Raw genomic sequence first — 25517 nt, 5'->3', positions numbered from 1 at the left:
TTTTTACTCCCCGCTTTCCAGCGGTCGGGCGATCAGCCCTTGCAGAGCCGTGCGGCTTCCTCGGCCAGCTTGCGGATGCGGCCCCAGTCCTTGGCGGCCACGGCGTCCTTGGGCACGACCCACGAGCCGCCCACGCACACCACGTTCGGCAGCGCCAGGTAGTGCTGGGCCTTGATGAGGTCGATCCCGCCGGTCGGGCAGAACTTGAGCTGCGCCAGCGGCCCGTACAGCGACTTCAGCATCGGCACGCCGCCGGCTGCCTCGGCCGGGAAGAACTTCAGGAAGGTGAAGCCGGATTCCAGCGCCGCCATGGCCTCGCTGGCAGTCGCTACGCCCGGCAACAGCGTGATGCCCGCGCCTTGCGCGCCATCGGCCAGCTTGCGCGTCAGGCCGGGCGAGACCGCGAACTGGGCGCCGGCGTCGCGTACGGCGTGAAGCTGTTCCACGGTCAGCACCGTGCCGGCACCCACCACGGCCTGCGGCAGCGCCTTGGCCACGGCCTGGATGGCCTCCAGGGCGACCGGCGTGCGCAGCGTGATCTCCAGCAGCGGCAGGCCGCCGGCGACGAGCGCCTCGCTGACGTGCAGCGCGTCGTCCACCGAGTGGTATTCCAGCACCGGAATCACCGGCACATTGACGAGTCGTTCTAGCAGCGGGGAAGGTTGATTTGGCATGACAGTCCCGATGTTGGGTGGCAAATATGGGGGGCGAAGCACGCCCGTCTGGTTCCAGTCAGGCAATCACCGAAACGGATTGTTCCAGGCGCGCCTGCACGGTATCGGCGCGCGGGATCGGCGCGACCGCGCCGTAGCCCGTAGTGGACAGCGCAGCCGCCACGTTGGCGTAGCGCGCGGCATCGAACGGATCCGCGCCCGCAGCCAGCCGGGCGATGAAGCTCCCGCCGAAGCAATCGCCCGCGCCGGTGGCGTCGAGCGGCCGCACCGGGTACGGCGGCACCAGCGAGCGCGCCTCGGGCGTGGCCACGTAGCTGCCCTCCTCGCCCAGCTTCAGCGCCACCAGCCCGATGCCGCAGCCGAGCAGGTAATCGACGATGGCATCGCGGTCGTCCAGCCCCGTGAGCACGGTAATGTCGTCCCAGCTCGGCAGGCAGACGTCGGTCAGCGAAAACGCCTCGCGCATGATGCCGCGCGCGCGGGCCAGCGACCACAGCCGCAGCCGCAGGTTGGTATCGAGCGACACCTGCGTGCCGCCCTTGCGCGCGTGCTCCATCGCGGCCAGCCCGGCGTCGCAGGCGCTGGTGCTGATGGCCAGGCTGATGCCGGACAGGTGCAGGAAGCGCGCCTGGGCAATCGCCGCCAGCGGCAATTGGTCATGGTGATAGCGGCTCGCGGCCGAGCCCTCGCGCAGGTAGTCGAAACGATGGCCGTGGCTGTCGTGCGAGACGAAATAGACGCCCGTGGGCGCCGCCGCATTCACGCTGACGTGCCGCGTATCCACGCGCTCGGTRGTCCASAGSGCCAGCAGGCGCTCGCCKAAGCTGTCGGCGCCCACCGCGCTGATGTAGCCGGTGGTGGCGCCCTGCCGCGCGGCGGCGATGCAGAAGTTCGAGGTRTCGCCGCCAAAGCCYTGCAGGTAGCGGCTGGCGTCGTCGGGCTGCTGGTTGAATTCCACCAGCGGCTCGCCGTAGGCAAGAATGTCGATGCTCATGTCGCAGGGTCTCCCTCAGAAGAACGTCTGCACGATGTCGATGACGCGCAACTGGTCGTCCAGCACGGGGATGTGCCGCCACTTGTCGAACGTCAGGCAGGGATGCGAGATGTCGAAGGCAATCATATCCCCGACGCGCACATCGTCGCCAGCCTGAATCTGCAAATAGGCATGCTGGTCCATCATGCCGGTCACCTGCCAGTGCGCCGGGGTGTCCACCGGGGCGTCCGTGCCGGGCCGGTACAGGCGCGCGGGAATCGGCATGCCGGCGTCGAACGCGGCATCGCGCTTGCCCATGCCGATGATCGCGCGCGTCGGCTCGGGAATCGACTGCACATAGGCCCAGAGCTGCAGCGCGGGCAGCAGCCCCTCGCGCATCTGCTGCGCCACGGGGTTGTTGGCCAGGATGCGCGTCTGCGCGGCACGGTAGATACCCACGTCGTGGGTCAGGTAGCAGCCGGGACGCAGCACGATGTCGATGGGGGCGCCGATGTCGGCCCGCGAGAACTCCTCGGCCACCACGTCATACCAGGCCGAGCCCGCGCCCGACATGACCACTGGGCTGCGGCTGAAGCGGCCTTCGGCGGCCAGCTGGCGCGTCACGGCCACAGTGCGCTGCAGGAAGGCGCGGATGTCGGCCTCCTGCTGGAGCACGCCTTCGTAGACTTCCACGCCGGCCAGCGCGAGCGCGTCGGGCCAGCGCGCCAACGCGTCCATCACGGCCTGCTGCTGGGCGGCGTCACGCACGCCAGTACGACCACCCTCCACGCCCAGTTCCACCAATACTTGCAGCTTCTGGCCGCGCGCACGGAAAAACGCGCCGAGCTGATCGACGAGATCCGCTGAATCGACGAGCGAGAAGAATTCGAAGGAAGGATCGCGCAGCAGGTCCGCCACGATCTCCATATTGCGGCGGCCAACCAGCTGGTTGGCCATCAGCACGCGTTTCACACCATGCGCGGCGGCGGCTGCGGTCTGGTGCGCGGTGGCCAGGGTGATGCCCCAGGCACCTTCCTGCAACTGTCGCGCAAACAGCTTGGGCGCCATGGTGGTCTTGCCATGCGGCGCCAGCTGCACCCGGTATTCACCCATGAAGCGGCGCATCCATGTGAGGTTGTGCGCGAGACGTTCCTCATAGAGCACAGCCGCGGGCAGGCTCAGGTCCTCCGACAACAGGTTCCAGCCGACCTGGCTGGCGTTTGCGGGGGCCAGCGGGGTGTCCATCCGGCCCAGCGCCTTGTTCAGCGGATCGATGATTCCGGCTTGGTATTCACCCTGATACTTTGTCTCACGCATGCTGTCATCACCCCGCAAAAATTCTGATTGACGTAATCATAGCCTTGAAACTACGATATTTCATCCTTGTTATAAAGTAACATGCCTCGCCCGACAGCCCTGCCGGGGGACGCGCATCCGCCCGCCATGACCGCGCCTTTCGACATCCTGACCCGCATTGCCGAACGTGGCCCCGCGCTGCGTCTGGCCGAGCAGAAGGTCGCCCAGGTGATCCTGGAAGACCTGGCCGGCGCGGCGGCGGCCAGCATCAATGAACTGGCGCGCAAGGCGGCGGTGAGCGAGGCCAGTGTCACGCGCTTCGCCAAGGCCATCGGCTGCCGCGATGTGCGCGACCTGAAGCTGCGGCTGGCCCAGGCCACCGCCGTAGGCTCGCGCTTCCTGCAGCCGGTGCCGCTGGCGGAGCCCGGGGCGCCCGCCTCGCTGGCAGAAAGCATTCACGCCGATGTCATCAACACGCTGGAGGTCAATCGCAAGCTGATCGACCCTGAACGCATCGGCATTGCCGCGCGGCTGTTGCTGGACGCGCGCATGGTCTACGCTTTTGGCATGGGTGGCGGCTCGACGTTCATGGCCGACGAGGCGCGCTACCGGCTGGCGCGGCTCGGCCACCCCGTGGCCTCGTATCAGGACGCGGTCCTCCAGAAGATGGTGGCGGCCACGCTGACGCGCGACGACGTGGTCCTGGCGTTCTCGGCGAGCGGCAACATGCCCGAGATGCTGGCCAGTTGCGACATCGCGCGCGAGTACGGCGCCCGGCTGATCGCTGTGACGGCGCTCGGTTCGCCGCTGGCGGCGCGTGCCGATGTGCTGCTGCCCGTGCGCTCGCTGGAGACGGATTTCATCTTCAAGCCATCGGCCTCGCGCTACGCRATGCTGCTGGTGCTCGACGTGCTCGCCACGCGCCTGGCCCTGCTGACGCAGGAACAGAGTGCYGAGAAGCTGCGCCGCCTCAAATACGTGCTCGACGCCCACCGCGGCGTGAGCCAGGACAGCGACGGGCCGGACAGCCGCCAGCCGCTGGGAGACTGACCATGCCACACCTGTTCGACACCCTGATCCGCCTCGTGAGCCTGATCGACGGCTCGGGCGCCGCGCCCCGGCTGGCCGACGTGGGCATCCGCGACGGCCGCATCACGCGCATCGACGCCCCCGGCGCCATCGACCCGGACACCGCCTCCCACGTGGTGGAAGGCCACGGGATGGTGCTCTCGCCCGGCTTTATCGACGTCCACACGCACGACGACACCAACGTRGTCCGCCAGCCCGAGATGACGCCGAAGATCTCGCAGGGCGTGACGACSGTGATCGTCGGCAACTGCGGCATCAGCGCGGCGCCGGTCACGCTGGCGGGTGAGCCGCCCGATCCGATGAACCTGCTGGGCCGCGCCGAGGCGTTTCGCTACCCGAGCTTCCAGGCCTATGTCGAGGCCGTCAACGCGGCGCAGCCGGCCGTCAATGTGGCCGCGCTGGTCGGCCACACGGCCCTGCGCAGCAACCATATGGACCGGCTCGACCGCGCCGCCACCCCCGACGAGACCGCCGCGATGCGCGCGCAGTTGGAGGAAGCCCTGACCCACGGCGCCCTGGGCCTCTCCACCGGGCTGGCCTACGCCAACGCCTTCTGCGCGCCGACCGAGGAAGTCCTCGCCCTGGCGGAGCCGCTCGCGGACGCCGGCGCGCTCTACGCCACCCACCTGCGCAGCGAGTTCGCCGAGATCCTCGACGCCATGGACGAAGCCTTCCGCATCGGCCGCCATGCGCGCGTGCCGGTGGTCATCTCGCACCTGAAATGCGCCGGCGTGCCCAACTGGGGCCGCAGCGGCGAGGTGCTGGACGCGCTGGAAGGCGCCCAGCGCTGGCAGCCGGTGGGCTGCGACTGCTATCCGTACACGGCCAGCTCGTCCACGCTCGACCTCAAGCAGGTGACCAGCGATTTCGACATCCAGGTCACGTGGTCGGAGTCGCATCCGGCCATGGGCGGCCGCCTGCTGGCCGACATCGCCGCCGAGTGGAATGTCGATCTGGAGGAAGCCGCGCGGCGACTGCAACCGGCCGGCGCGGTCTACCACTGCATGGAAGATGCCGATGTGGACCGCATCCTGCGCCATCCGGCCACGGTGGTCGGCTCCGACGGCCTGCCCAATGACCCGCTGCCGCACCCKCGTCTCTGGGGCGCGTTTCCGCGCGTGCTGGGCCACTACGCGCGCGACCGCGAGCTATTTCCGCTGAGCGTGGCCGTCAACAAGATGACCGGCCTCTCCGCCGAGCGCTTCGGGCTGACCGGGCGMGGCTTCGTGCGCGAAGGCTACTGGGCCGACCTGGTCCTGTTCGACGCCGCCACGATCCGGGACGCCGCCAGCTTCACCGACCCCATGCAGCCCGCCGAGGGCATCGCGGCGGTCTGGGTCAACGGCGAGCTGTCGTGGCAGCAGCGCGAGGCCACCGGCGTGCGCGCCGGCCGCTTCCTGCCGCGCGGCCCCCGCGCCACGGCCTGACCCCTTTCATCATTCAGTAAACAGGAGTTTTCATGGACATCAAGCGTTTCGGCGTGGAAGGCGGCACGGGCCAGGGCGGTTCGCACATGCCGTTCGCCCGCGCGGTAGCCGCCGACGGCTGGCTCTACGTATCCGGCCAGGTGCCGATGGTGGGCGGCGAGGTGATCGACGGCGGCATCGTGGCGCAGAGCCACCAGGCCATCAAGAACGTGCTGGCGATCCTGGCCGAGGCCGGCTACGGCCCCGAGCACGTGGTGCGCTGCGGCGTCTGGCTGGACGACGCCCGCGACTTCACCTCGTTCAACAAGATCTTCAAGGAATACTTCGGCGCCAACCCGCCGGCCCGCGCCTGCGTGCAGTCCAGCATGGTGGTGGACTGCAAGGTCGAAGTGGACTGCATTGCCTACAAGAAAACCGCGGCATAAGCCCGCACGGTGAGCCAACCGATTTATCAACCCGGCCGCTAAGCCCCACAGGAATAGCGGCCTTTTCATAGCGGAAGCGGACCGTCCTCCGGACGGCACCCGCGCAAGGAGACAATATGGGTGCCGTAACAGGAACCACACTCCTGGTTTATGCGCTGATCGCCGTGATCGCGCTGGTCATACTGATCGCCAGGTTCAAGCTCAACCCGTTCATCACGCTGGTGATAGTGTCCGTCGCGCTCGGCTTTGCCGTGGGCATGCCGATGGGCGACATCATCAAGTCGTTCGAGGCCGGCGTGGGCGGCACGCTGGGCCACATCGCGCTGGTGATCGGGCTGGGCACCATGCTCGGCAAGATGATGGCCGAGTCGGGCGGCGCCGAGCGCATCGCGCTGACGCTGATCGACTTCTTCGGCGAGAAGAACGTGCACTGGGCCATGGTGACCATCGCGTTCATCGTCGGCCTGCCGGTGTTCTTCGAGGTCGGCTTCGTGCTGCTGGTGCCGATCGCCTTCAACGTGGCCAAGCGCACCGGTACCTCGATGGTGCTGGTGGGCATTCCGATGGTGGCCGGCCTGTCCGTGGTGCACGGGCTGATCCCGCCCCACCCGGCTGCGCTGCTGGCCGTGACGGCCTATGGCGCCGACATCGGCAAGACCATCATGTACGCGCTGATCGTGGGCGTGCCCACGGCCGCCATCGCCGGCCCGCTGTTCGCCAAGCTGATGGACCGCTACGTGAAGCTGCCCGATGTGAACCCGCTGGCCGCGCAGTTCACCGAGGAAGACGAGGGCGTCAAGGCCACGCACGCCCTGCCGAGCTTCGGCATCACGGTGTTCACCATCCTGCTGCCGGTGATGCTGATGCTGATCGGTAGCTGGGCCGACCTGTTCACCACGCCGAAGACCTTCGCCAACGACTTCCTGAAGCTGATCGGCAACTCGGTGATGGCGCTGCTGATCGCCGCACTGGTGAGCTTCTACACCTTCGGCAAGGCACGCGGCTTCAGCCGCGAGATGATCCTGAAGTTCACCAACGAGTGCGTGGCCCCCACGGCCATCATCACGCTGGTGGTGGGCGCCGGCGGCGGCTTTGGCCGCATCCTGCGCGACTCGGGCATCTCCACGTCCATCGTGGACGTGGCGACCAGCGCCCACGTGTCCGTGCTGGTGCTGGGCTGGCTGGTGGCGGTGATGATCCGTATCGCCACGGGCTCGGCCACGGTGGCCATGACCACGGCCGCCGGCATCGTCGCCCCGATCGCCGCCAGCGTGCCGGGCACCCGCCCGGAACTGCTGGTGCTCTCCACGGGCGCCGGATCGCTGATCCTCTCGCACGTGAACGACGGCGGCTTCTGGCTGGTGAAGGAGTACTTCAACATGTCCGTGGCGCAGACGTTCAAGACCTGGTCGGTCTGCGAAACCATCATCTCGGTGGTGGCGCTGGGCCTGACGCTGGCCCTGGCAACGGTGGTCTGAGCCTTGGTTTTCCCCCTCTCCCGCCTGCGGGAGGGGGAGCGAAACACGGGATTGCGCACAGCCGCCCTCCCCCCTACACTCCCGTTCGATGCGGTCGCCTAGTACCGCACTTTTCGGGAGACTTCGATGACCTTCACCCCGCTGCGGCGCGCCGTCCTGGCGTGCGGCGCCCTCGCCGTCCTGGCATTCCCCGCTTCCAGCTTTGCGGCCGATCCGGTCAAGATCGGGCTGATCGCCCCGTTCTCGGGCAGCTTTGCCGACTACGGCAAGCAGATGGAAGGCGGCGTCAAGGCCTGGCAGAAGCTCCACGGCGACACCGTGGGCGGCCGCAAGATCGAAGTCATCCTCAAGGACACCACCGGCCCGGTGCCGGACGTGGCCAAGCGCCTGGCCCAGGAACTGGTGGTGCGCGACAAGGTGGACATCCTGGCCGGCTTCGGCCTCACGCCCGAGGCGCTGGCCGTGGCGCCCATCGCCGAGCAGGCGAAAAAGCCGATGGTGATCTTCAACGCGGCCTCCTCCGTCATCACCACCAAGTCGAACTACATCGCACGGGTGTCGATGACGCTGCCGCAGATCTCGGCGCCGATGGCGACCTGGGCGGTGCGCAACAACATCCGCAAGGTGGTCACGCTGGTGGCGGACTACGCGCCCGGCATCGACGCCGAAACCGCGTTCAAGACCAACTTCCTGGGCGGCGGCGGGCAGATTATCGAGTCGATCCGCGTGCCGCTGCGCAACCCCGAGTTCGCGCCCTTCATCCAGCGCATCAAGGACGCCAAGCCGGAGGCCGTGTTCCTGTTCCTGCCCGCCGGCGAGCAAGGCGTGGCCTTCATGAAGGGCTTCCGGGAGCGCGGCCTGGCCGCCGCCGGCATCCGCGTGATTGCCACGGGCGACCTGACCGACGACCACGTGCTGCCGGCCATGGGCGACGCCACGCTGGGCGTGATCACCTCGTTCCACTACTCCGCCGCCCATGATTCGAAGGAAAACAAGGCGTTCCTGAAGGCGTTTGCCGAGGCCAACCCGGGCGCCGGCCGGCCCAACTTCATGGCCGTGGCCGCCTTCGACGGCATGGCCGCCATCTACGAAGCCCTGAAGAGAACCAACGGCGTCACGGACGGCGACAAGTTCCTGGCGGCGCTCAAGGGCATGAAGATCCAGAGCCCGCGCGGCGCCATCACCATCGACCCGGCCACGCGCGACGTGGTGCAGACGGTCTACATCCGCAAGGTGGAAAAGGTCAACGGGGAGCTCTACAACGTCGAGTTCGACAAATTCGACGGGGTGAAGGACTCCGGCAAGTAAGCCTGCCCGGCGGCGGCCGTCCTGAAAATCTTTTATTGCGTCGTCAAGAAAGTGCATCACGCGGGTTCCGATTCTTGACCTAAGCTGTTTGATGCACACAAGAAGAACTCCGGAGACGACAAAATGATCAGGACTGCCATATCCTCCGCGGCCGCCGCCGCGATGTTCCTGGCCCTGGCGCCTGCCATGGCCGCCCCCGACAACCTCCAGAAGCTCCAGAGCTTCAAGCCGACCGGCACCGCCACGCCGGAAACCGTGCCGCAGACCGGCACGCGCGCCGACGCCATCCGCGAGAACCTCAAGACGATCAAGCTGCCGCAGGGCTTCAAGATCGAGTTGTACGCGGTGGTGCCCGAAGCCCGCCACATGGCGGTGGAGCCGTCCACGGGCGTGGTCTTCGTCGGCACGCGCAAGACCAAGGTCTGGCAGGTGACGGACCGCAACAAGCGCCGCGTGGCGGACGACGTGGTGCAGTTCGCCAGTTCCGTCGCCTTCAAGGTGCCCAACGGCGTCTGTTTCTCCCCCGACGGCATCCTCTACGTGGCCGAGCAGAACCGCGTGCTGGCGTTCCCGGCCGCCCAGTTCTTCGGCGAGGGCGGCCCCGACGTGGCCGTCGGCGTGGTCGTGCCGCAGGGCAAGCTGGTCCCGACCGAGTTCGAGAGCTTCAACCACGGCGCKCGCGCCTGCCGCATCGGCCCGGACAAGAAGCTCTACGTGGCCCTCGGCCAGCCGTGGAACGTGCCGCCCAAGGACAAGCTGGCCACGCTCGACAAGAACGGCGTCGGCGGCATCATCCGGATCGACCAGGACGGCAAGAATCGTGAGGTCTATGCCCATGGCGTGCGTAACTCCGTGGGCCTGGACTTCAGCCCGGTCGACAAGATGCTCTGGTTCACCGACAACCAGGTGGACGGCATGGGCGACGACCAGCCCCCCGGCGAGCTGAACCGGGCCACCAAGGGCGGCCAGAACTTCGGCTTCCCGTGGTACGGCGGCGGCAAGGTCCGCACGGTCGAGTACAAGGACGCCAAGCCGCCAGCAGACGCCGTCTTCCCGGTGGTGGAGTACGCCGCCCACGCGGCCGACCTCGGCATGTCGTTCTATACCGGCAAGATGTTCCCGGCCAAGTACCAGAACGGCGTGTTCGCGGCCGAGCATGGCTCCTGGAACCGCACCAAGCCGATTGGCGCCCGCATCGTCTACACGCCGGTCAACGCCGACGGCTCGGTCGGCACCACCGAGGTCTTCGCCGAAGGCTGGCTGACGGCCAACGGCGAGTACATGGGCCGCCCGGTGGACGTGCAGCAGTTGCAGGACGGCTCGCTGCTGGTGTCCGACGACTACGCCGGGGCGATCTACCGCATCTCCTACGCGGGGGCCAAGTGACGCGACACGGTTCGCTGACAATCGCCGCCTGGCTGGAGATGGCAATGGCCGTGGCCGGGGCTCCTGCCCTGGCCGCAGACGCCCAGGCCGGCAAGGCCCGCGCACTGCAGTGCCAGGCCTGTCATGGCCTGGACGGCAAGTCGAAGCTGCCCGAGGCGCCGCACCTGGCCGGCCAGAACGAGACCTACCTCGTGAAGGCGCTCAAGGACTACAAGACCGGCGCGCGCAAGGACGAGATGATGAACCTGATGGCCAAACCGCTGACCGACAAGGACATCGCCAACCTCGCGGCGTTCTACAGCGGCTTGAAGCCGTGACCGGAGCGTTCCTTCGGCGGCGATAGCACCGAGATGGCTGACGCCGCCTCGCGCCGGATCAGCCGGATGATCAGCGCGGCGCCGGCGTTGCCGAAGTCCGGCGAGGCCGCGTTATCCAGCGCCGCCGACATCACCCCGAGCGCTTCCTGAATGCGCTCCAGTTGCCGCAGGGCCGGGGCCGACGGCGCCATCGGCCCGGGGAACCCCGGGGTGCCGAGCATGCCGGGTGTAATGGATGTCCGGGAAGACGGTTTCGGTTTGTGCATGGCGATCTCCTGCTGTCTGAGCGGATGATGTCGATCCATGCATTCTGGGAATGAAGCGCGCCCAGAGATATGAGACGTTTCTGAAAAGCAATCAGACTCGTCTTATGCCGTCACCTACGCCACCACCTACGCCACCACCTACGCCGCCACGCTCACCAGCCGATCCAGCAGGGCACGATCCGCAAGCAGCCCGGCGCTCTCGCCGGTGTGCACCACGCGCCCCCGGTCGAGCACCATCGCGCGCTGCGTCATCGCCAGCGCCAGCCGGGCGTGCTGTTCCACCACGATCACCGCCATGCCGCTKTCCGCGATCAGCCCGGCAATCACTCGCCGCAGCTCCTGCACGATGATCGGCGCCAGCCCTTCCATCGGCTCATCGAGCAGCAGCAGTGAAGGATTGACCATCAGCGCGCGCGCCATCGCCAGCATCTGCTGTTCCCCGCCCGACAACTGGTTGCCGAGGTTCTTCCGGCGCTCCTCGAGCCTCGGAAAGACCTGAAAAACGCGGGGGATGTCCCACGGCCCGGGGCGTGCCACGGCGCTCAGGTGCTCCGCCACGGTCAGCGACGGAAACACCCAGCGCTCCTGCGGCACCCAGCCGATGCCACCTTGCGCGCGCCGGTGCGGCGACACGCGGGCGAGGTCGCGCCCCTGCCAGTGCAGGCGCCCGCCGCGCAGCCGCGTGAAGCCCATCAGCGTAGCCAGCAGCGTGGTCTTGCCCACGCCGTTGCGGCCCAGCAGCGCCAGGCTGTCGCCGGCGGAGAGCGTCAGGTCGATRCCGTCCAGCACCAGCGCGTCGCCATAGCCCGCGCTGACGCCCTCCATCCGCAGCAGTTCAGTCATGGGCGGCCTCCCCCAGATACACCTCGCGCACACGCGGATCGGCGGCAATCTCGGCCGGCGTGCCCTCGGTCAACACGCGGCCCGCCACCAGCACCGTGATGCGCTCGGCGAAGCGGAACACCAGATCCATGTCGTGCTCGATAAAGACGATCGTGATGTCGCGCGGCAGCCCGGCGATGACCGCGAACAGCTCCGCGCTCTCGCCCGTGGGAATGCCGGCGGCGGGTTCGTCCAGCAGCAGGATCGACGGCCGCGTGGCCAGCGCCAGCGCCATCTCCAGCAGCCGCTGCTTGCCGTAGGGCAGCTGGCGGGTCTCGACGTCAGCATCGGCGTCCAGCCGCAGCATGGCCAGCACSGCCATGGCYTCRTCGACGAGGGSCGTCTGGGAAGCCACCGTGCGCGCCCAGATGCGTGCGGCCCCGGTGCGCTCGGCCACCGCCAGCACGACGGATTCGAGCACCGTCAGCCCCGGGAACAGCGTGTTGATCTGGAACGTGCGCGTCATGCCGAGCCGCACGCGCGCATGTTGGGGCAGCGCCGTGATATCGCGGTCGCCCAGCCAGATCCGCCCTGCCGATGGCGGCAGCGCCCCGGTCAGCAGGTTGATGAAGGTGGTCTTGCCGGCGCCGTTCGGCCCGATCAGCGCGTGGCGCGCGCCCGGCGCGAAACTGAGCGAGATGTCGCTATTGGCGGCGAAGGCGCCCCAGGACTTGCCGAGCCCTGCCGTGCGGAGCGTGGCCGTCATGGTGCTTCCCCCCGGCCGCGCCGCAGCCGGCCCGCAATGGCGCTGGCCGCGCCCATCACCCCACCCTTGGCGAACAGCACCATCAGCACCAGCAGCAGGCCGATCCAGAACTGCCAGTAGACCGGGTTGATGCCCGCCAGCACGTCCTGCGCGATCATGAACAGCGCCGCGCCGACCAGCGCGCCGTAGAGCCGGCCCGTGCCGCCGAGCACCAGCATGACCAGCAGCTCGGCCGATCGCGGGAAGCCCAGCACATCGAGCCCGACGAACTGCGTGGTCTGGGCCAGCAGTCCGCCGGCCACCCCGGCCACCGCCGCCGACACCGCGAACACCGCCCCGAGCCGGCGCGGCACGTTGGCGCCCAGCGCCGGCATGCGCCGCACGCCCTCGCGCACGCCGCGCAGCGACAGCCCGAACGGCGACGCCACGATCCGGCGCACCGYCACGAACAGCAGGAAGGTCACCACGAGGCTATATAGATAGGCCGTCTTGCCGAACAGGTCGAATTCGAACAGCCCGAGCACCTTGCCCATGGTCACGCCGGACAGCCCATCGACCCCGCCGGTCAGGAAAGCGGCCTTGTTGGCGGCCTCGAACAGCATCAGGCCGATGCCGAGCGTGACCATCAGCCGGGTCAGGTCGCCGCCGCGCACCACCAGGAAGCTGCACAGCCAGCCCGCCAGCCCGGCCACGGCGCCGGCGGCCAGCAGGCCGGAAATCGGCTCGCCCCAGCCGTGCGCGCCCAGCAGGCCCGCCGTATAGGCGCCCAGCCCGAAGAAGGCCGCGTGGCCGAGCGAGACGATGCCGGCATAGCCGAGGATCAGGTCCAGCGACAGCGCGAACAGGCCGGTAATCAGGATCTGGCTGCCGAGGATCAGGTAGTCGGGCAGGAGRAAGAASACCGCCACCGGGGCGAGCCAGAAGACGATTTCGGCCGGATGCCAGCGGCCATCGGGCAGGCGGTGGCGCTGGGCCGCCGCCGGCTGGACGGCTTGATCGGTACGCAGGACGGATTTCATGCGCGCCTCCCGAACAGGCCGGCCGGGAAGGCCACCAGCAGCACGACCATCATCGCGTAGATCACGAACGCGCCCACCGCCGGCACGTAGTACTTGCCGGCTACGTCCGCCACGCCAAGCACGATCGCCGCGAGCAGCGAGCCGCGGATGGAGCCGGCGCCGCCCACGGCCACTACCAGCAGGAAATACACCATGTATTTGAGCGGGAAGGCGGGATCGAGCCCGAGCACGTCGATGCCCAGTCCGCCGCCAAGGCCGGCCAGCCCCGAGCCGAGCGCGAACGTCAGGCTGAACACCCGCTCCACGTTGATGCCGAGACCGCGCGCGGCCTGCTGGTGATCGACGGCAGCCCGTACCTGCGCCCCGAAGCGCGTGCGCGCCACCAGCCACCCCAGCGCCAGCGTGATCACCACCACCACACCGATCAGGAACAGCCGATAGGCGCCCAGGTCGATCCCGGCCACCTGCACCTGCCCGATCAGGAACTCGGGCAGCGCCACCGGCTGCTGGCCGGGGCCGAACAGCCACGTGGCGCCGGCCATCGCCATGAAGGTCAGGCCGATGGAAAACAGCACCTGGTCGAGGTGGCTGGCCCGGTACAGGCGCCGATAGAGCGTGCGCTCGAGCAGCCAGCCCACCGCCGCCGCGCCCAGGAAGGCCAGCGGCAGCGCCGCCAGGAACGGCACGCCGGCGCGGTTCATCAGCACCACGGCCACATAGCCGCCGAGCATGGCAAAGGCGCCATGGGCCAGGTTGACGAAGTTCATCAGCCCCATGGTCACGGACAGGCCAATGCTGATCAGGAACAGCAGGCTGCCGTACGCCAGGCCGTCGAACAGCACGCCAAGGAAACTCGCGATCACCGGGGTCGTCCTCCGTTTTCAGGGTTGCCGCCGGATTGTTCAGTGTGCGCCGCTTTTTTGCAATCGGGCCCCACCCGCCCGTGCCCGATGTTGGCCTGTTGTCTGGTTTACATCGCCCCGGCCACGCGCTAACGTCCTGAAACCCGACCGCGAGGGACATTGCCATGCCGATCGACCGCCGCACCTTCCTGGGACTTTCCGCCGCGCTGGCCGCCTTGCCGGCCACCCCTGCCCTGGCCGCCGCTCATGCAGCCGCTCATGCCGCCACCATGGAGGCGCCGATGCGGCGCAAGATCCCGGGCACCAATGTGCAGTTGCCGGTCATCGGCATGGGCACGGCCGATACCTTCAACGTGGGCACCGGCGCTGACGAACGCACCCCGCTCACCGAGGTCATGGCGCTGTTGCTGCAGCGCATTCCCGGCGCCGTGGTGGACACCGCGCCCAGCTACGGCAGCGCGGAAGCCGTCACCGGCGACCTCCTGCAAGCCGCCAAGGCCCGCCAGCGGGTGTTCCTGGCGACCAAGGTCTCTACCAGCGTGGAGCAGGTGCCGGCGCAGTTCGCCCGGTCGCTGTCCGATCTCCACGTYGACAGCGTGGATTTGCTGCAGGTGCATAACCTGATCGACTGGCAGAACAACCTGCGCTGGCTGCGCCAGCAGAAGGAAGCCGGCAAGACCCGCTATATCGGCATCACCCACTATCGGGAAGACTCGCACGACACCCTGGCGCAGATCCTGCGGCAGGAAAAGATGGATTTCCTCCAGATCAACTACTCGCTGGGCGAGCGCAACGCCGAGAAGACGCTGCTGCCGCTGTGCGAGGAGCGCGGCGTGGCGGTGCTGGTCAACCGGCCGTTCCAGGATGGGCGGCTATTCAGCGCGGTGAAAGGCAAGCCGGTGCCCGACTGGGCCGGCGAGGTGGACTGCACCACCTGGGGACAGCTGTTCCTGAAGTTYGTGGTCAGCCACCCGGCGGTGACGGCGGCCATCCCGGCCACCTCCAAGCCGCGCAATATGGCCGACAACCTCGGCGCGGCGTTCGGCCGCATGCCCGATACGCGCGAGCGGGCCCGCATTGCCGCCGCGCTGGCCTGAGCGCCGGYCATGGCTACGCCCCCGCCCCTGCCCCAGCCTGACGCGGCCCGTCCGCTGCAACGCGGCCTCGGCATGCGCCCCGGCGAAGCCCCCGCCGTGGTGGCGGGCTTCCTGTTCTTCTTCTGCCTGTTCGCCAGCTACTTCATGCTGCGCCCCGTGCGCGAGACCATGGGCATCGCCGGCGGCGTGCAGAACCTGCAATGGCTGTTCACCGCCACCTTCGTGGTGATGCTGGTGGCCATCCCGTTCTACGGCGCCTGCTGCAAGTGGCTGCCCCGTCGACGCTTCGTGCCGTGGGTCTACGCATTCTTCATCGCCAACCTGCTCGGTTTTGCCTTCGCCACGCGGGCGATGCCGGACAACGTGTGGCTGGCGCGCGTGTTCTATGTCTGGCTCTCGGTCTTCAACCTGTTCGTGGTGTCGGTGGCGTGGAGCCTGATGGCCGATGTGTTCCGTCCCGACCAGGCGAAGCGGCTGTTCGCGCTGCTGGCGGCGGGCGCCAGCGCCGGCGGGCTGGCCGGTCCGCTGCTGGGCGGCTGGCTGGTGGGAAGCATCGGGCTGACGGGGCTGATGGTGCTGTCGGCGGCGCTGCTGGCCGCCACGCTGCCCGGCGTGGGTTTCCTGTTCGGCTGGCGACGCCGCTCGGGGGCAGGGATGGCCGGTGTGGGCAGCACGGGTGCGGGGCAGGACCCGGCCGAGCCGGTCGGTGGCGGGCTGTGGGCGGGGCTGGTGCTCGTGGCGCGCTCGCGCTACCTGCTCGGCATCAGCGTGTTCGTGATCCTGCTCGCCACGGCGAGCACCTTCCTGTACTTCGAGCAGGCCAAGCTGGTGGCCGCCGCGTATCCGTCGCGCGCGCAGCAGACACAAGTCTTCAGCGCGCTCGATGCCACGGTGCAGGCGCTGACCATCGTGATCCAGCTGTTCTTTTCGGGCCGCGTGGCGCGGCGCTACGGCGTGACCGCGCTGCTGACCGGCGTGCCTGTGCTGGTGACCCTCGGCTTCCTGGCGCTGGCGGTCTGGCCGACCTTCGCGGTGCTGGCCGGCGCGATGATCGTGCGGCGCGTGGGCGAGTACGCGCTGCTGCGCCCCGGGCGCGAGATGCTGTTCACCGTGGTGGACCCGGAAACCAAGTACAAGGCCAAGAACGTCATCGACACGGCGGTGTATCGCGCGGGCGACGCGGTGAGCGCCTGGGTGCGCACCGCCATCGACGCCATCTCCGGCCATCCCGCCTCCGTGGCGCTGGCCGGCGCGGTGCTGGCCATCGCGTGGGCCTGGCTGGGCTGGTGGCTGGGTCGGCGGCACGAAGGCCAGCTGACACCCGCCGGGGAGGCGTCCACGGTGCTCGCGCGCGGCGCGCCGGGCGGCCGATAATCGAGCATCCGTCTGGCCGCGCGCCGCCGATGGCCGTATAGTCGTGGCCTGTTCGCGCGCCACGCGCGCCGCCCCCACACGCTTGCCTAGGAGCCCCCCATGAAGACCAAAGCCGCCATCGCCTGGAAAGCCGGCGCCCCGCTGACCATCGAAGATGTCGACCTGGACGGCCCGCGCGCCGGCGAGGTGCTCGTGGAAATCAAGGCCACCGGCATCTGCCATACCGACTACTACACGCTCTCGGGCGCCGATCCGGAAGGCATCTTCCCGGCCATCCTGGGCCATGAGGGCGCCGGCATCGTCACCGACGTCGGCCCCGGCGTGACCTCGCTCAAGCCGGGCGACCACGTGATTCCCCTCTACACGCCGGAATGCCGCCAGTGCAAGTTCTGCCTGTCGCGCAAGACCAACCTGTGCCAGGCCATCCGCGCCACGCAGGGCAAGGGRCTGATGCCGGATGGCACYTCGCGCTTCTCGATCGACGGCAAGCCGATCTTCCACTACATGGGCACGTCCACCTTCGCCAACCACATCGTGGTGCCGGAGATCGCGCTGGCCAAGATCCGCCCGGATGCCCCGTTCGACAAGGTCTGCTACATCGGCTGCGGCGTGACGACCGGCGTGGGCGCCGTGCTGTTCACGGCCAAGGTGGAAGCCGGTGCCAACGTAGTGGTGTTCGGCCTCGGCGGCATCGGCCTGAACGTGATCCAGGCGGCCAAGATGGTCGGCGCTGACAAGATCATCGGCGTGGACCTGAACCCGGGCCGMGAGGCGATGGCGCGCAAGTTCGGCATGACCCACTTCGTCAACCCCAAGGACGTGCCGAACGTGGTGGACCACATCGTCCAGCTCACCGACGGCGGCGCCGACTACTCGTTCGAGTGCATCGGCAACACGCAGGTCATGCGCCAGGCGCTGGAGTGCTGCCACAAGGGCTGGGGCAAGTCGATCATCATCGGCGTGGCGGAAGCCGGCGCGGAAATCTCGACGCGCCCGTTCCAGCTGGTGACGGGCCGCGAGTGGAAGGGTTCGGCATTCGGCGGCGCACGCGGGCGCACGGACGTGCCGAAGATCGTCGACTGGTACATGGAAGGCAAGCTCAACATCGACGACCTGATCACCCACACGCTGCCGCTGGAGCGCATCAACGAAGGCTTCGACCTGATGAAGCGCGGCGAATCGATCCGCTCGGTGGTGCTGTACTGATGCAGACCGACCTGGAACTGCTCGCCGAGCATGGCTGCCACGGCGGCGTGCAGCGCTTCTACCGGCACCACTCGGCCGCCATCGGGCTGCCGATGCGGTTCTCGGTGTTCCTGCCGAAGGAAGCGCTGGGCACGGGCACCACGCGCGTGCCGGCGCTGTTCTACCTGGCCGGGCTGACCTGCACCGAGGAAACGTTCCCGATCAAGGCCGACGCCCAGCGCTACGCCGCCGAGCACGGCATGATGCTGATCTCGCCCGATACCAGCCCGCGCGGCGCCAACGCGCCGGGCGAGGCCGATTCGTGGGACTTCGGCGTGGGGGCGGGGTTCTACGTGGATGCCGTCGAGGCGCCGTGGCACATGCACTGGCATATGGAGAGCTACGTGGCGAGCGAGCTGTTCGCCATCGCCACCACSGAATTGCCCGGCGATGCCGCGCGCGTGGGCATCTTCGGCCATTCGATGGGCGGCCACGGGGCGCTGGTGCTGGCGCAACGCTATCCGCACCGTTTCCGCTCGGTGTCCGCCTTCGCGCCGATTGCCGCGCCGATGAAATGCCCGTGGGGCATCAAGGCCTTCAGCGGCTACCTCGGCAACGATCCGGTGCGCTGGGCCGAGCACGACGCCAGCGAACTGATGACCGGGCAGGACGCGCCGCCCTTCCCCGCCGGCATCCTGATCGACCAGGGTCTGGCCGACCGCTTCCTCGAGGAGCAACTGCATCCGGAAGCGTTCGAGGCCGCCTGCAAGGTCGCCGGCCAGCCGCTGACGCTGCGACGGCACGCCGGCTACGACCACGGCTACTACTTCATCCAGACGTTCATGGCCGACCATATCCGGCATCACGCCGCCCAACTCTGACGCTGACACCGAGCCCGCCATGCCTTACGCCGCCGATCCCATCGTCATGCTGTCCGCGCGGGCGCTGTCGCAGGCCATCCACGGGGGCGAGATGTCGTGCCGGCAGGTCATGGCGGCCTACCTGGCCCATATCGCACAGGTCAATCCGGGCAGCAACGCCATCGTGGCCATGCGCGACGAAGCGGCGCTGATGGCCGAGGCCGCCGCCGCCGACGAGGCGCTGGCGGCGGGCCGCTCCGCAGGCTGGATGCACGGCATGCCGCAGGCGCCCAAGGATTTGGCGATGACGCGCGGCATCCGCACGACGTTCGGCTCGCCGATCTACAAGGACAATGTGCCGACGATCGATGCCATCGTGGTCGAGCGCGCGCGGCGCGCCGGGGCGATCCTGATCGGCAAGACCAACACGCCCGAGTTCGGGCTGGGCTCGCAGACGTTCAACCCGGTGTACGGCGCCACGCTGAATCCCTACGATGCCACGCGCACGGCGGGCGGCAGCAGTGGCGGCGCGGCGGCGGCACTGGCGCTGCGCATGCTGCCCGTGGCGGATGGCAGCGACTTCGGCGGCTCGCTGCGCAACCCGGCCGGCTACTGCAACGTATTCGGCTTCCGGCCCTCGGCGGGCCGCGTGCCCTACGGCCCCACGCCGGAACTGTTCCTGTCGCAGCTCGGTTGCGAAGGGCCGATGGCACGCACGGTGGCGGACCTTGCCCTGCTGCTGGCCACGCAGGCCGGCCCCGACGCGCGCACCCCGCAGGCGCTTCCAGCCGACCCGGTGCTGGCCTCGCTCACGCCCGCGAACGTCACGGACGTGCTGCGCGCCGACCTGAACGGCAAACGCGTGGCGTGGCTGGGCGACTGGGGCGGCTACCTGCCGATGGAAGACGGCATCCTGCCGCTGTGCGAGCAGGCGCTGCGCTTCTTCCCRGATTTCGGCGTCAGCGTGGAAGCTATCGGCGCCCCTTATCCGCCCGAGAAAATCTGGCAGACCTGGCTGACCCATCGCCATTTCCTCGTCGGCAACGCCCGCATGACGCTCTACCGCAACCCGGCCACGCGCGCGCAGCTGAAGCCAGAGGCCATCTGGGAGATCGAAGGCGCGCTGAACCAGACCGCCAGCGACCTCTACACCGCCAGCACGGAGCGCTCGGCCTGGTACAACGCGCTGCAACGCACCTTCGCCACGTTCGACTATGTGGCGGTGCCTACGGCACAGGTGTTCCCGTTCGATGTGAAGCAGCCGTGGCCGACATCSATCGCCGGCCGGCAGATGGATACCTATCACCGCTGGATGGAGGTGGTGGTGGCGTGGACGCTGTCTGGCTCGCCAGTCATCAGCGTGCCGGTGGGGTTCAATGCGGAGGGGTTGCCGATGGGCATGCAGCTGATTGGCCGCCCGCGCGACGACCTGGCCGTGCTGCAACTCGCCGCCGCCTACGAGCAGGCGCGCGACTGGGTGGGCAGCCGGCTGCCGCCAGCCATTGCAGACTGATCGCGGTGCACTATCCTGAAGGCTCCCCATCCCCGTATGAAGGAGCCTGCCATGGGCACTTCACGTCACATCGCCCTGGCGCTGGGCCTGCTCTTCGCGAGCAGTGCCGCGCTGGCGCATAACTGTCCCAATGAGATGAAGGCCATCGACGCGAAACTGGCGACCAAGCCGGCGCTGTCGCAGGCCGACATGACCAAGGTCCAGAAGCTGCGCGCCGACGGCGAAGCGCAGCACAAGGCCGGCGATCACGACGCCTCGATGAAGTCGCTCGGCGAGGCGAAGAAGCTTCTCGGAATCTGAACCCGAGCCGGGCCAAATCAGGCCAGGTCAGGCCACGCGCAGCAACTGGCGCGCGTGGCTGGCGAACAGCGGCGCGGCACGATCCGCCGCGAGGCGGATGCGTTCCTGCAGCGGGCCATTGCCGACCTGATAGCCGTCGAAATCAGCCGTCGAGGCATACACGCCAATCGGGAGCGTCAGCGCCTGCAGGAAGCCGAACAGCGGGCGCAACTGGTGCTCCAGCACCAGTGCGTGCCGGTCACTGCCGCCCGTGGCGGCCAGCAGCACCGGCGTATCCACCAGCGCGTTCATCCCGACCAGATCGAACAGATGCTTGAAGTGGCCCGGGAACGAGCCCCGGTAGACCGGCGCGGCGGCGATCAGCAGGTCTGCCGACTCGATGTCCGCCAGTTGCGCCTCAATCTCGGCAGGCAGTTCCTCGCGCGACAGCGCGCCACCCAGCGGGCGGGCAATCTCGCTCAGGTCGACGATGCGGGTGTCGAGCACGAGCCGTTCTTCCAGCGCCTCCAGCAGTGCCTGCACGAGCACACGGGTGCGCGAGGGCTGGTGGACACTGCCATTGACGGCGACGACTTTGAGGGGGGTAGCCACTGGTGGTTCTCCGTTTGGATCGACCCCTACCTTAGCGCCGTCGCCGCCGAGGGCGAACGAAGGAAATCGAGTATGGATAGATGAAGTGCCGATCAGAACGACGGCACCATCGCGCCCTTGTACTTTTCCTTCATGAACTGGCGCACGTCTTCCGACTGGTACGCCGCCACGAGTTTCKTGACCCACGGCTTGTCCTTGTCCTGCGTGCGCACCACGATAATGTTCGCGTACGGGCTGCGGATGTCTTCCATGGCGATGGCGTCCTTGGTCGGCTGGAGGCCGGCGGCGAGCGCGTAGTTGGTGTTGATCACCGCGGCGCTCACATCAGGCAGGGCGCGCGCCAGCTGGGCGGCGTCCAGTTCCACGATCTTGAGCTTCTTGGGGTTCTCGGCCACGTCCAGCGGCGTAGCGTTCACGCCGTTGGTGCCCACGCCCGGCTTCAGCTTGATCACGCCCTGTGCGGCGAGCAAAAGCAGCGCGCGGTTCTCGTTCGACGGGTCGTTCGGCACGGCCACCTTGGCGCCCTGCGGCAGGTCCTTCGGCGACTTCAGTTTCTGCGCGTACACGCCCAGCGGCGAGATATAGGTGTAGCCCACGCTGACCATCTTGTAGCCGCGCTGCTTGACCTGGCTGTCCAGGTACGGCTGATGCTGGAAGCTGTTGGCCTCCAGATCGCCCGCGTCCAGCGCGGCGTTCGGCTGCACGTAGTCGTTGAACTCCACCACCTTCACGTTCAGGCCGTTGCGCTTGGCCACTTTCTGCACCACTTGCCAGACCTCGGCATCCGGGCCGCTCACGGTGCCCACGCGCACGGTCTGTTCCTGGGCCCCGGCGTTGCCGGCGGCCATCACGCCAAATGTCGCCACCACCACGGCGGCGGACAGGGTCTTTGCGAACGAAAGCGTCTTCATACGTCTTTTTCCTCAGGATCGAAGGCCGCGCGCGCGGATCGGCGGCGGCAAGGCCGCGTCGGATGGACGCGGCCGGGACGAAACTTTACCTCAATGTGCCTTGCCGGTCGGGTGGCTCGCACTCATCGTCGGCACGTTGCGCTTTTCAAAATTTGCATATCTCGACAGTTCGAACAGAAAAGCGCCGCCAGTTTCCGAAATAGTCCTGCGGCCATTTCTTCCTAGACTCACTTTGCCTTCAATCGGGACAGGTGAACCAGGAAAACGAACATGTGGATCGTCAGGCTTGCACTACGCCGGCCCTATACCTTCGTTGTGCTAGCCATTCTGCTGTTGCTTGGTGGGATGGTTTCCATCCTGCGCATGCCTACGGACATTTTTCCGTCGATCGACATTCCGGTGGTCAGCGTGGTCTGGAGCTACAACGGTTTGTCTGCCGAAGACATGGCGCAACGTATCGTCACGGAATACGAGCGTTCCCTGACCACCGACGTCGACAATATCGAGCACATCGAGTCGCAGTCGCTACCGGGGGTGGCCGTCATCAAGGTCTTCTTCCACCCCGGCGCTGACATCAACCGGGCGATTGCTCAAGCCACGGCCGGCGCGCAATCGATTCTCAAGCAGATGCCGCCGGGCGCCACGCCACCCCTTGTCCTTAGCTACAACGCCTCTACGGTACCAATCCTGCGCCTGGCGCTAGGCAGCGACACGCTGCCGGAGCAGGAACTGTACGACCTGGGCAACAGCTTTATCCGCACCCAACTGGCCACAGTAGAGGGCGCGTCAGTGCCGCTTCCCTACGGCGGCAARGTACGACAGGTGACGGTGGACCTTAATGTACCGGCACTCCAGGCACGCGGCCTGGCTCCAGTCGATGTCGTGAGCGCGATCAACGCCCAGAATTTGGTTTTGCCTGGCGGCACCGCCAAGATTGGCTCGCTGGAATACCGGGTAGATCTCAATGGCAGTACGCAGACCGTAGCCGCGTTGAACGACTTGCCGGTCCGCAGCGGCCCCAACGGCACGGTCTATGTTCGCGACGTGGCGCAGGTCCACGATGGTTACGCGCCCCAGACCAATGTGGTGCGGCATGACGGCAAGAGAGCCGCGCTGCTGGAAATCGAGAAGACTGGCAGTGCCTCAACACTGACCGTCGTTTCGCAGATCCGGGCCCTGCTGCCGCACATTCTTTCAGGACTGCCGAAGTCGCTCCACGTGCAACCCCTCTCGGACCAGTCAGTGTTCGTATTGTCGGCRATCGACGGTGTGCTGCACGAGGCGCTGGTGGCCGCCTGCCTGACAGCCACAATGATCCTGCTGTTCCTGGGTAGCTGGCGCGCCACGCTGATCATTGCCATCACGATTCCGCTATCGGTACTGGCAGCACTCATCGCCCTGGCGGCGCTGGGGCAGACCTTGAACATCATGACSCTGGGCGGGCTCGCGCTTGCCGTGGGCGTACTCGTAGATGACGCCACCGTGGCAATCGAAAATATTGCCCATCATCGCGAGACAGGCAAGCCACTCGAGCAGGCCATCCTTGACGGTTCGGGAGAAATCGCACTGCCCACGCTGGTGTCCACGATGTGCATCTGCATCGTGTTCCTGCCGATGTTCCTACTCAGCGGCGTCGCTCGCTACCTGTTCGTGCCCCTGGCCGAATCAGTGGTGTTTGCGATGATGGCCTCCTACTTCCTTTCCCGCACGCTCATTCCCACGCTGGCGCACTATCTACTGCGCGGCGAAAATGCGCAGCAGCCCAAGGGCGGACGCCTGGCCAGCTGGTTCAGCGCGGTTCATACGAGATTTGACGCGAGATTCGAACGGGTGAGGCTTTCGTATTCGCGCCTGCTGCGCGCTGCGCTGGCAGCGCCACGCCGTACCGTTTCGTTCTTCGCGCTAGTTTTTTTGGTGTCGATGACGCTTGTGCCGTTCCTGGGCCAGGATTTCTTTCCCACCATCGAAGGCAGCGAGATCCGACTGCATATGCGGGTACGCACCGGCACGCGCATCGAGGAAACGGCGCGTATCGTAGATGAAGTGGAAAATGAGGTCCGCCTGGTCATCGGACCCACCCACGTGGCCGGCATCGTCGACGACATTGGCCTGCCCGTCAGCGGCATTAACCTGACCTACGATTCTGCGCTGCCGATTGGCACCGGCGACGCGGAGATCCTGGTGTCGCTGAAGCCCGATGCCGGCCGTTCTGGCGCGCTGGTCGAACAGCTCGACGCGGCCCTGCGGAAGAACTTTCCCGGGGTCAGCTTTTCGTTTCTGCCGGCCGACATGGTCAGCCAGATCCTCAATTTCGGCCTGCCTGCGCCTATCGACATCCAAATAGTCGGGAAAGACCTGGAAGGCAACCGCAAAGTGGCCGATCAACTGATGCGCAGCCTGGCAGGCGTGCCCGGACTGACCGACCTGCACCTCCAACAGCCGAGCGACCAGCCTGCCCTGAGTCTCAATGTTGACCGCACACGTGCCCTGCAGGCGGGGCTGTCCCAACGCGAAGTGGCGCAGAACCTGCTGATCTCCCTGTCCGGCAGCAGCCAAACAGCGCCCAACTTCTGGCTTGACCCCAAGAACGGCGTCAGTTATCAGGTGGCCGTATCGGTGCCGCAGTATGCAATGGACTCGCTGCAAACGCTGTCGAGCATTCCACTTGGCCTGGGCGCTGACACTGTGCAGCAAGGTGGCGCTGGGCAGCTTGGCCAGTTCGGCACCATCACGCGCTCCAGTCAGCAAGGTGTGGTTTCGCATTACAACGTGCAACCAGTACTCGATCTGTTCGCTGCGGTACGGGGTCGCGACTTGGGTTCGGTGGCCAGCGATGTGCAGCGTATCGTCAGCAAGGCGCACGATCAGTTGCCGGCTGGCTCAGACATCGTTGTCCGCGGCCAGGTGCAGACAATGCATGCATCGTTTGCAGGCCTGCTGRCCGGCCTGGCTGCTGCCATCGTGCTGGTCTACCTGTTGATGGTCGTGAACTTCCAGTCGTGGCTCGATCCACTTGCCATCGTTGGCGCACTTCCCGTAGCRCTCTCTGGCATGGCATGGATGTTATTTGCGACCGATACCACCATCAGTGTTCCCGCGCTCACGGGGGCCATCATCTGCGTTGGCATCGCGACGGCTAACAGCATCCTCGTGATAAGCCACGCGCGCGAAGGGATGGCAGGCGGAAGATCTGCCGTGGATGCAGCATGGGAAGCTGGCTTCAGCCGCTTCCGCCCTGTGGCGATGACGGCGCTGGCCATGCTGTTCGGCATGGTGCCGATGGCTTTGGCGACAAGTGGTGCGGGCGCGCAGAATGCGCCGCTCGGTCGCACCGTGATYGGCGGCCTGGCATTTGGCACAACCGCAACGCTGGTACTCGTGCCAGTGTTCTTTGCCACCCTGCATGACTGGATGGCGGGCCGCACCCGAGTCGACGACTCCGCCACGCTTCGAGAAGACCTGGCATGACACATAGCAAACCTCGTACTACGGCCTCGGCGCCACGTAGCCGGTCACGCCTCGCCATACTGGCGGTATCGGGSCTTTGCGTCGCARCRGCCCTTACTGCCGGGATCTT

At 67.3% G+C, this 25517-nt stretch carries 24 protein-coding genes; 14 read left to right on the top strand and 10 right to left on the bottom strand.

What is annotated here, in order from left to right; translation table 11 throughout:
- Nucleotides 1-32: 32 nt before the first annotated feature.
- From AB4Z27_RS18415 to AB4Z27_RS18405, 3 genes are read right to left on the bottom strand one after another with little or no spacing between them, the layout of a single operon-like run.
- The gene (locus AB4Z27_RS18415) at nt 33-674 is read right to left on the bottom strand and encodes a bifunctional 4-hydroxy-2-oxoglutarate aldolase/2-dehydro-3-deoxy-phosphogluconate aldolase (RefSeq protein WP_092296701.1); all 642 of its coding nucleotides are present in this window, start codon (nt 672-674) and stop codon (nt 33-35) included.
- A 58-nt stretch (nt 675-732) separates the two neighbouring features.
- Complete coding sequence (locus tag AB4Z27_RS18410) at nt 733-1668, bottom strand: sugar kinase (protein ID WP_441644987.1); 936 nt, start codon at nt 1666-1668, stop codon at nt 733-735.
- Nucleotides 1669-1683: 15 nt separating this feature from the next.
- A complete protein-coding gene (locus tag AB4Z27_RS18405) occupies nt 1684-2964 on the bottom strand; it encodes an amino acid deaminase (RefSeq protein ID WP_441644986.1) in 1281 nt (426 codons plus the stop codon).
- 126 nt (nt 2965-3090) lie between these two features.
- Here AB4Z27_RS18405 and AB4Z27_RS18400 point away from each other — a divergent pair, with 126 nt between their 5' ends.
- The 7 genes from AB4Z27_RS18400 to AB4Z27_RS18370 all read left to right on the top strand — a co-directional run bounded on the left by AB4Z27_RS18400 (nt 3091) and on the right by AB4Z27_RS18370 (nt 10373).
- Nucleotides 3091-3993 carry a MurR/RpiR family transcriptional regulator gene (locus AB4Z27_RS18400; protein ID WP_441593273.1) on the top strand — a complete coding sequence of 301 codons (903 nt, stop codon included), beginning with the start codon at nt 3091-3093 and terminating at the stop codon, nt 3991-3993.
- Nucleotides 3994-3995: 2 nt separating this feature from the next.
- Nucleotides 3996-5459 (top strand): N-acyl-D-amino-acid deacylase family protein, encoded by a 1464-nt coding sequence (locus AB4Z27_RS18395; protein ID WP_441644985.1) that lies wholly within the window; start codon nt 3996-3998, stop codon nt 5457-5459.
- A 32-nt stretch (nt 5460-5491) separates the two neighbouring features.
- Nucleotides 5492-5884, top strand: a complete 393-nt coding sequence (locus tag AB4Z27_RS18390) for a RidA family protein (RefSeq protein WP_092296716.1) — start codon at nt 5492-5494, stop codon at nt 5882-5884.
- Nucleotides 5885-6000: 116 nt separating this feature from the next.
- Nucleotides 6001-7362, top strand: coding sequence for a GntP family permease (locus AB4Z27_RS18385; RefSeq protein WP_092296719.1), 1362 nt, complete (start codon nt 6001-6003; stop codon nt 7360-7362).
- A 126-nt stretch (nt 7363-7488) separates the two neighbouring features.
- Nucleotides 7489-8670 (top strand): ABC transporter substrate-binding protein, encoded by a 1182-nt coding sequence (locus AB4Z27_RS18380; protein WP_092296722.1) that lies wholly within the window; start codon nt 7489-7491, stop codon nt 8668-8670.
- Nucleotides 8671-8793: 123 nt separating this feature from the next.
- Nucleotides 8794-10056, top strand: coding sequence for a PQQ-dependent sugar dehydrogenase (locus AB4Z27_RS18375; RefSeq protein ID WP_441644984.1), 1263 nt, complete (start codon nt 8794-8796; stop codon nt 10054-10056).
- Nucleotides 10053-10373 (top strand): c-type cytochrome, encoded by a 321-nt coding sequence (locus AB4Z27_RS18370; protein WP_441644983.1) that lies wholly within the window; start codon nt 10053-10055, stop codon nt 10371-10373. The genes AB4Z27_RS18375 and AB4Z27_RS18370 overlap by 4 nt, the downstream gene beginning before the upstream one ends.
- On the opposite strand, the gene AB4Z27_RS18365 is transcribed toward AB4Z27_RS18370, so the two are convergent.
- The 5 genes from AB4Z27_RS18365 to AB4Z27_RS18345 form a co-directional block, all read right to left on the bottom strand.
- Nucleotides 10352-10639: a hypothetical protein gene (locus AB4Z27_RS18365; protein ID WP_143093916.1), complete on the bottom strand. Its 288-nt coding sequence runs from the start codon at nt 10637-10639 to the stop codon at nt 10352-10354. The two genes, AB4Z27_RS18370 and AB4Z27_RS18365, sit on opposite strands and share 22 nt — an antisense overlap.
- 138 nt (nt 10640-10777) lie before the next feature.
- Nucleotides 10778-11482 (bottom strand): ABC transporter ATP-binding protein, encoded by a 705-nt coding sequence (locus tag AB4Z27_RS18360; RefSeq protein WP_441644982.1) that lies wholly within the window; start codon nt 11480-11482, stop codon nt 10778-10780.
- Complete coding sequence (locus tag AB4Z27_RS18355; protein ID WP_441644981.1) at nt 11475-12227, bottom strand: ABC transporter ATP-binding protein; 753 nt, start codon at nt 12225-12227, stop codon at nt 11475-11477. The genes AB4Z27_RS18360 and AB4Z27_RS18355 overlap by 8 nt, the downstream gene beginning before the upstream one ends.
- Nucleotides 12224-13246, bottom strand: coding sequence for a branched-chain amino acid ABC transporter permease (locus AB4Z27_RS18350; protein ID WP_441644980.1), 1023 nt, complete (start codon nt 13244-13246; stop codon nt 12224-12226). Before AB4Z27_RS18350 ends, AB4Z27_RS18355 begins: the two co-directional genes overlap by 4 nt.
- The gene (locus AB4Z27_RS18345) at nt 13243-14106 is read right to left on the bottom strand and encodes a branched-chain amino acid ABC transporter permease (RefSeq protein ID WP_177219959.1); all 864 of its coding nucleotides are present in this window, start codon (nt 14104-14106) and stop codon (nt 13243-13245) included. Before AB4Z27_RS18345 ends, AB4Z27_RS18350 begins: the two co-directional genes overlap by 4 nt.
- Before the next feature lie 167 nt (nt 14107-14273).
- Here AB4Z27_RS18345 and AB4Z27_RS18340 point away from each other — a divergent pair, with 167 nt between their 5' ends.
- The 6 genes from AB4Z27_RS18340 (at nt 14274) to AB4Z27_RS18315 (ending at nt 20438) form a co-directional block, all read left to right on the top strand.
- Complete coding sequence (locus tag AB4Z27_RS18340; protein WP_441644979.1) at nt 14274-15206, top strand: aldo/keto reductase; 933 nt, start codon at nt 14274-14276, stop codon at nt 15204-15206.
- A 9-nt stretch (nt 15207-15215) separates the two neighbouring features.
- On the top strand, nt 15216-16580 hold the full coding sequence (locus AB4Z27_RS18335; protein WP_092296748.1) for an NTP/NDP exchange transporter: 1365 nt from the start codon (nt 15216-15218) through the stop codon (nt 16578-16580).
- Nucleotides 16581-16679: 99 nt separating this feature from the next.
- Nucleotides 16680-17786: an S-(hydroxymethyl)glutathione dehydrogenase/class III alcohol dehydrogenase gene (locus AB4Z27_RS18330; RefSeq protein ID WP_092296751.1), complete on the top strand. Its 1107-nt coding sequence runs from the start codon at nt 16680-16682 to the stop codon at nt 17784-17786.
- A gap of 11 nt (nt 17787-17797) precedes the next feature.
- Nucleotides 17798-18646: an S-formylglutathione hydrolase gene (gene fghA / locus AB4Z27_RS18325; protein ID WP_092296873.1), complete on the top strand. Its 849-nt coding sequence runs from the start codon at nt 17798-17800 to the stop codon at nt 18644-18646.
- 19 nt (nt 18647-18665) lie between these two features.
- Complete coding sequence (locus AB4Z27_RS18320; RefSeq protein ID WP_092296754.1) at nt 18666-20138, top strand: amidase; 1473 nt, start codon at nt 18666-18668, stop codon at nt 20136-20138.
- 51 nt (nt 20139-20189) lie between these two features.
- Nucleotides 20190-20438 carry a hypothetical protein gene (locus tag AB4Z27_RS18315; RefSeq protein ID WP_441593287.1) on the top strand — a complete coding sequence of 83 codons (249 nt, stop codon included), beginning with the start codon at nt 20190-20192 and terminating at the stop codon, nt 20436-20438.
- Between the two features lie 27 nt (nt 20439-20465).
- Here AB4Z27_RS18315 and msuE read toward each other — a convergent pair whose 3' ends face one another.
- On the bottom strand, nt 20466-21029 hold the full coding sequence (gene msuE / locus AB4Z27_RS18310; RefSeq protein WP_092296760.1) for an FMN reductase: 564 nt from the start codon (nt 21027-21029) through the stop codon (nt 20466-20468).
- Nucleotides 21030-21121: 92 nt separating this feature from the next.
- A complete protein-coding gene (locus AB4Z27_RS18305) occupies nt 21122-21877 on the bottom strand; it encodes a MetQ/NlpA family ABC transporter substrate-binding protein (protein WP_441645002.1) in 756 nt (251 codons plus the stop codon).
- 333 nt (nt 21878-22210) lie between these two features.
- On the opposite strand from AB4Z27_RS18305, the gene AB4Z27_RS18300 reads away from it, so the two are divergent.
- Complete coding sequence (locus AB4Z27_RS18300) at nt 22211-25408, top strand: efflux RND transporter permease subunit (RefSeq protein WP_441644978.1); 3198 nt, start codon at nt 22211-22213, stop codon at nt 25406-25408.
- Nucleotides 25409-25517 lie beyond the last annotated feature (109 nt).

The sequence above is a fragment of the Cupriavidus sp. KB_39 genome (assembly GCF_052114485.1).
Classification (GTDB): domain Bacteria; phylum Pseudomonadota; class Gammaproteobacteria; order Burkholderiales; family Burkholderiaceae; genus Cupriavidus.
Note: the sequence above shows the minus strand (reverse complement) of the source record. Positions and strands in the feature narration are given on the sequence as shown.

Excerpts from the sequence above, each read along its gene's own strand:
- AB4Z27_RS18415 (WP_092296701.1), bottom strand. The coding sequence starts at position 674 with ATGCCAAATCAACCTTCCCCGCTGCTAGAACGACTCGTCAATGTGCCG.
- AB4Z27_RS18405 (WP_441644986.1), bottom strand. The coding sequence starts at position 2,964 with ATGCGTGAGACAAAGTATCAGGGTGAATACCAAGCCGGAATCATCGAT.
- AB4Z27_RS18390 (WP_092296716.1), top strand. The coding sequence starts at position 5,492 with ATGGACATCAAGCGTTTCGGCGTGGAAGGCGGCACGGGCCAGGGCGGT.
- AB4Z27_RS18385 (WP_092296719.1), top strand. The coding sequence starts at position 6,001 with ATGGGTGCCGTAACAGGAACCACACTCCTGGTTTATGCGCTGATCGCC.
- AB4Z27_RS18380 (WP_092296722.1), top strand. The coding sequence starts at position 7,489 with ATGACCTTCACCCCGCTGCGGCGCGCCGTCCTGGCGTGCGGCGCCCTC.
- AB4Z27_RS18365 (WP_143093916.1), bottom strand. The coding sequence starts at position 10,639 with ATGCACAAACCGAAACCGTCTTCCCGGACATCCATTACACCCGGCATG.
- AB4Z27_RS18335 (WP_092296748.1), top strand. The coding sequence starts at position 15,216 with ATGGCTACGCCCCCGCCCCTGCCCCAGCCTGACGCGGCCCGTCCGCTG.
- AB4Z27_RS18315 (WP_441593287.1), top strand. The coding sequence starts at position 20,190 with ATGGGCACTTCACGTCACATCGCCCTGGCGCTGGGCCTGCTCTTCGCG.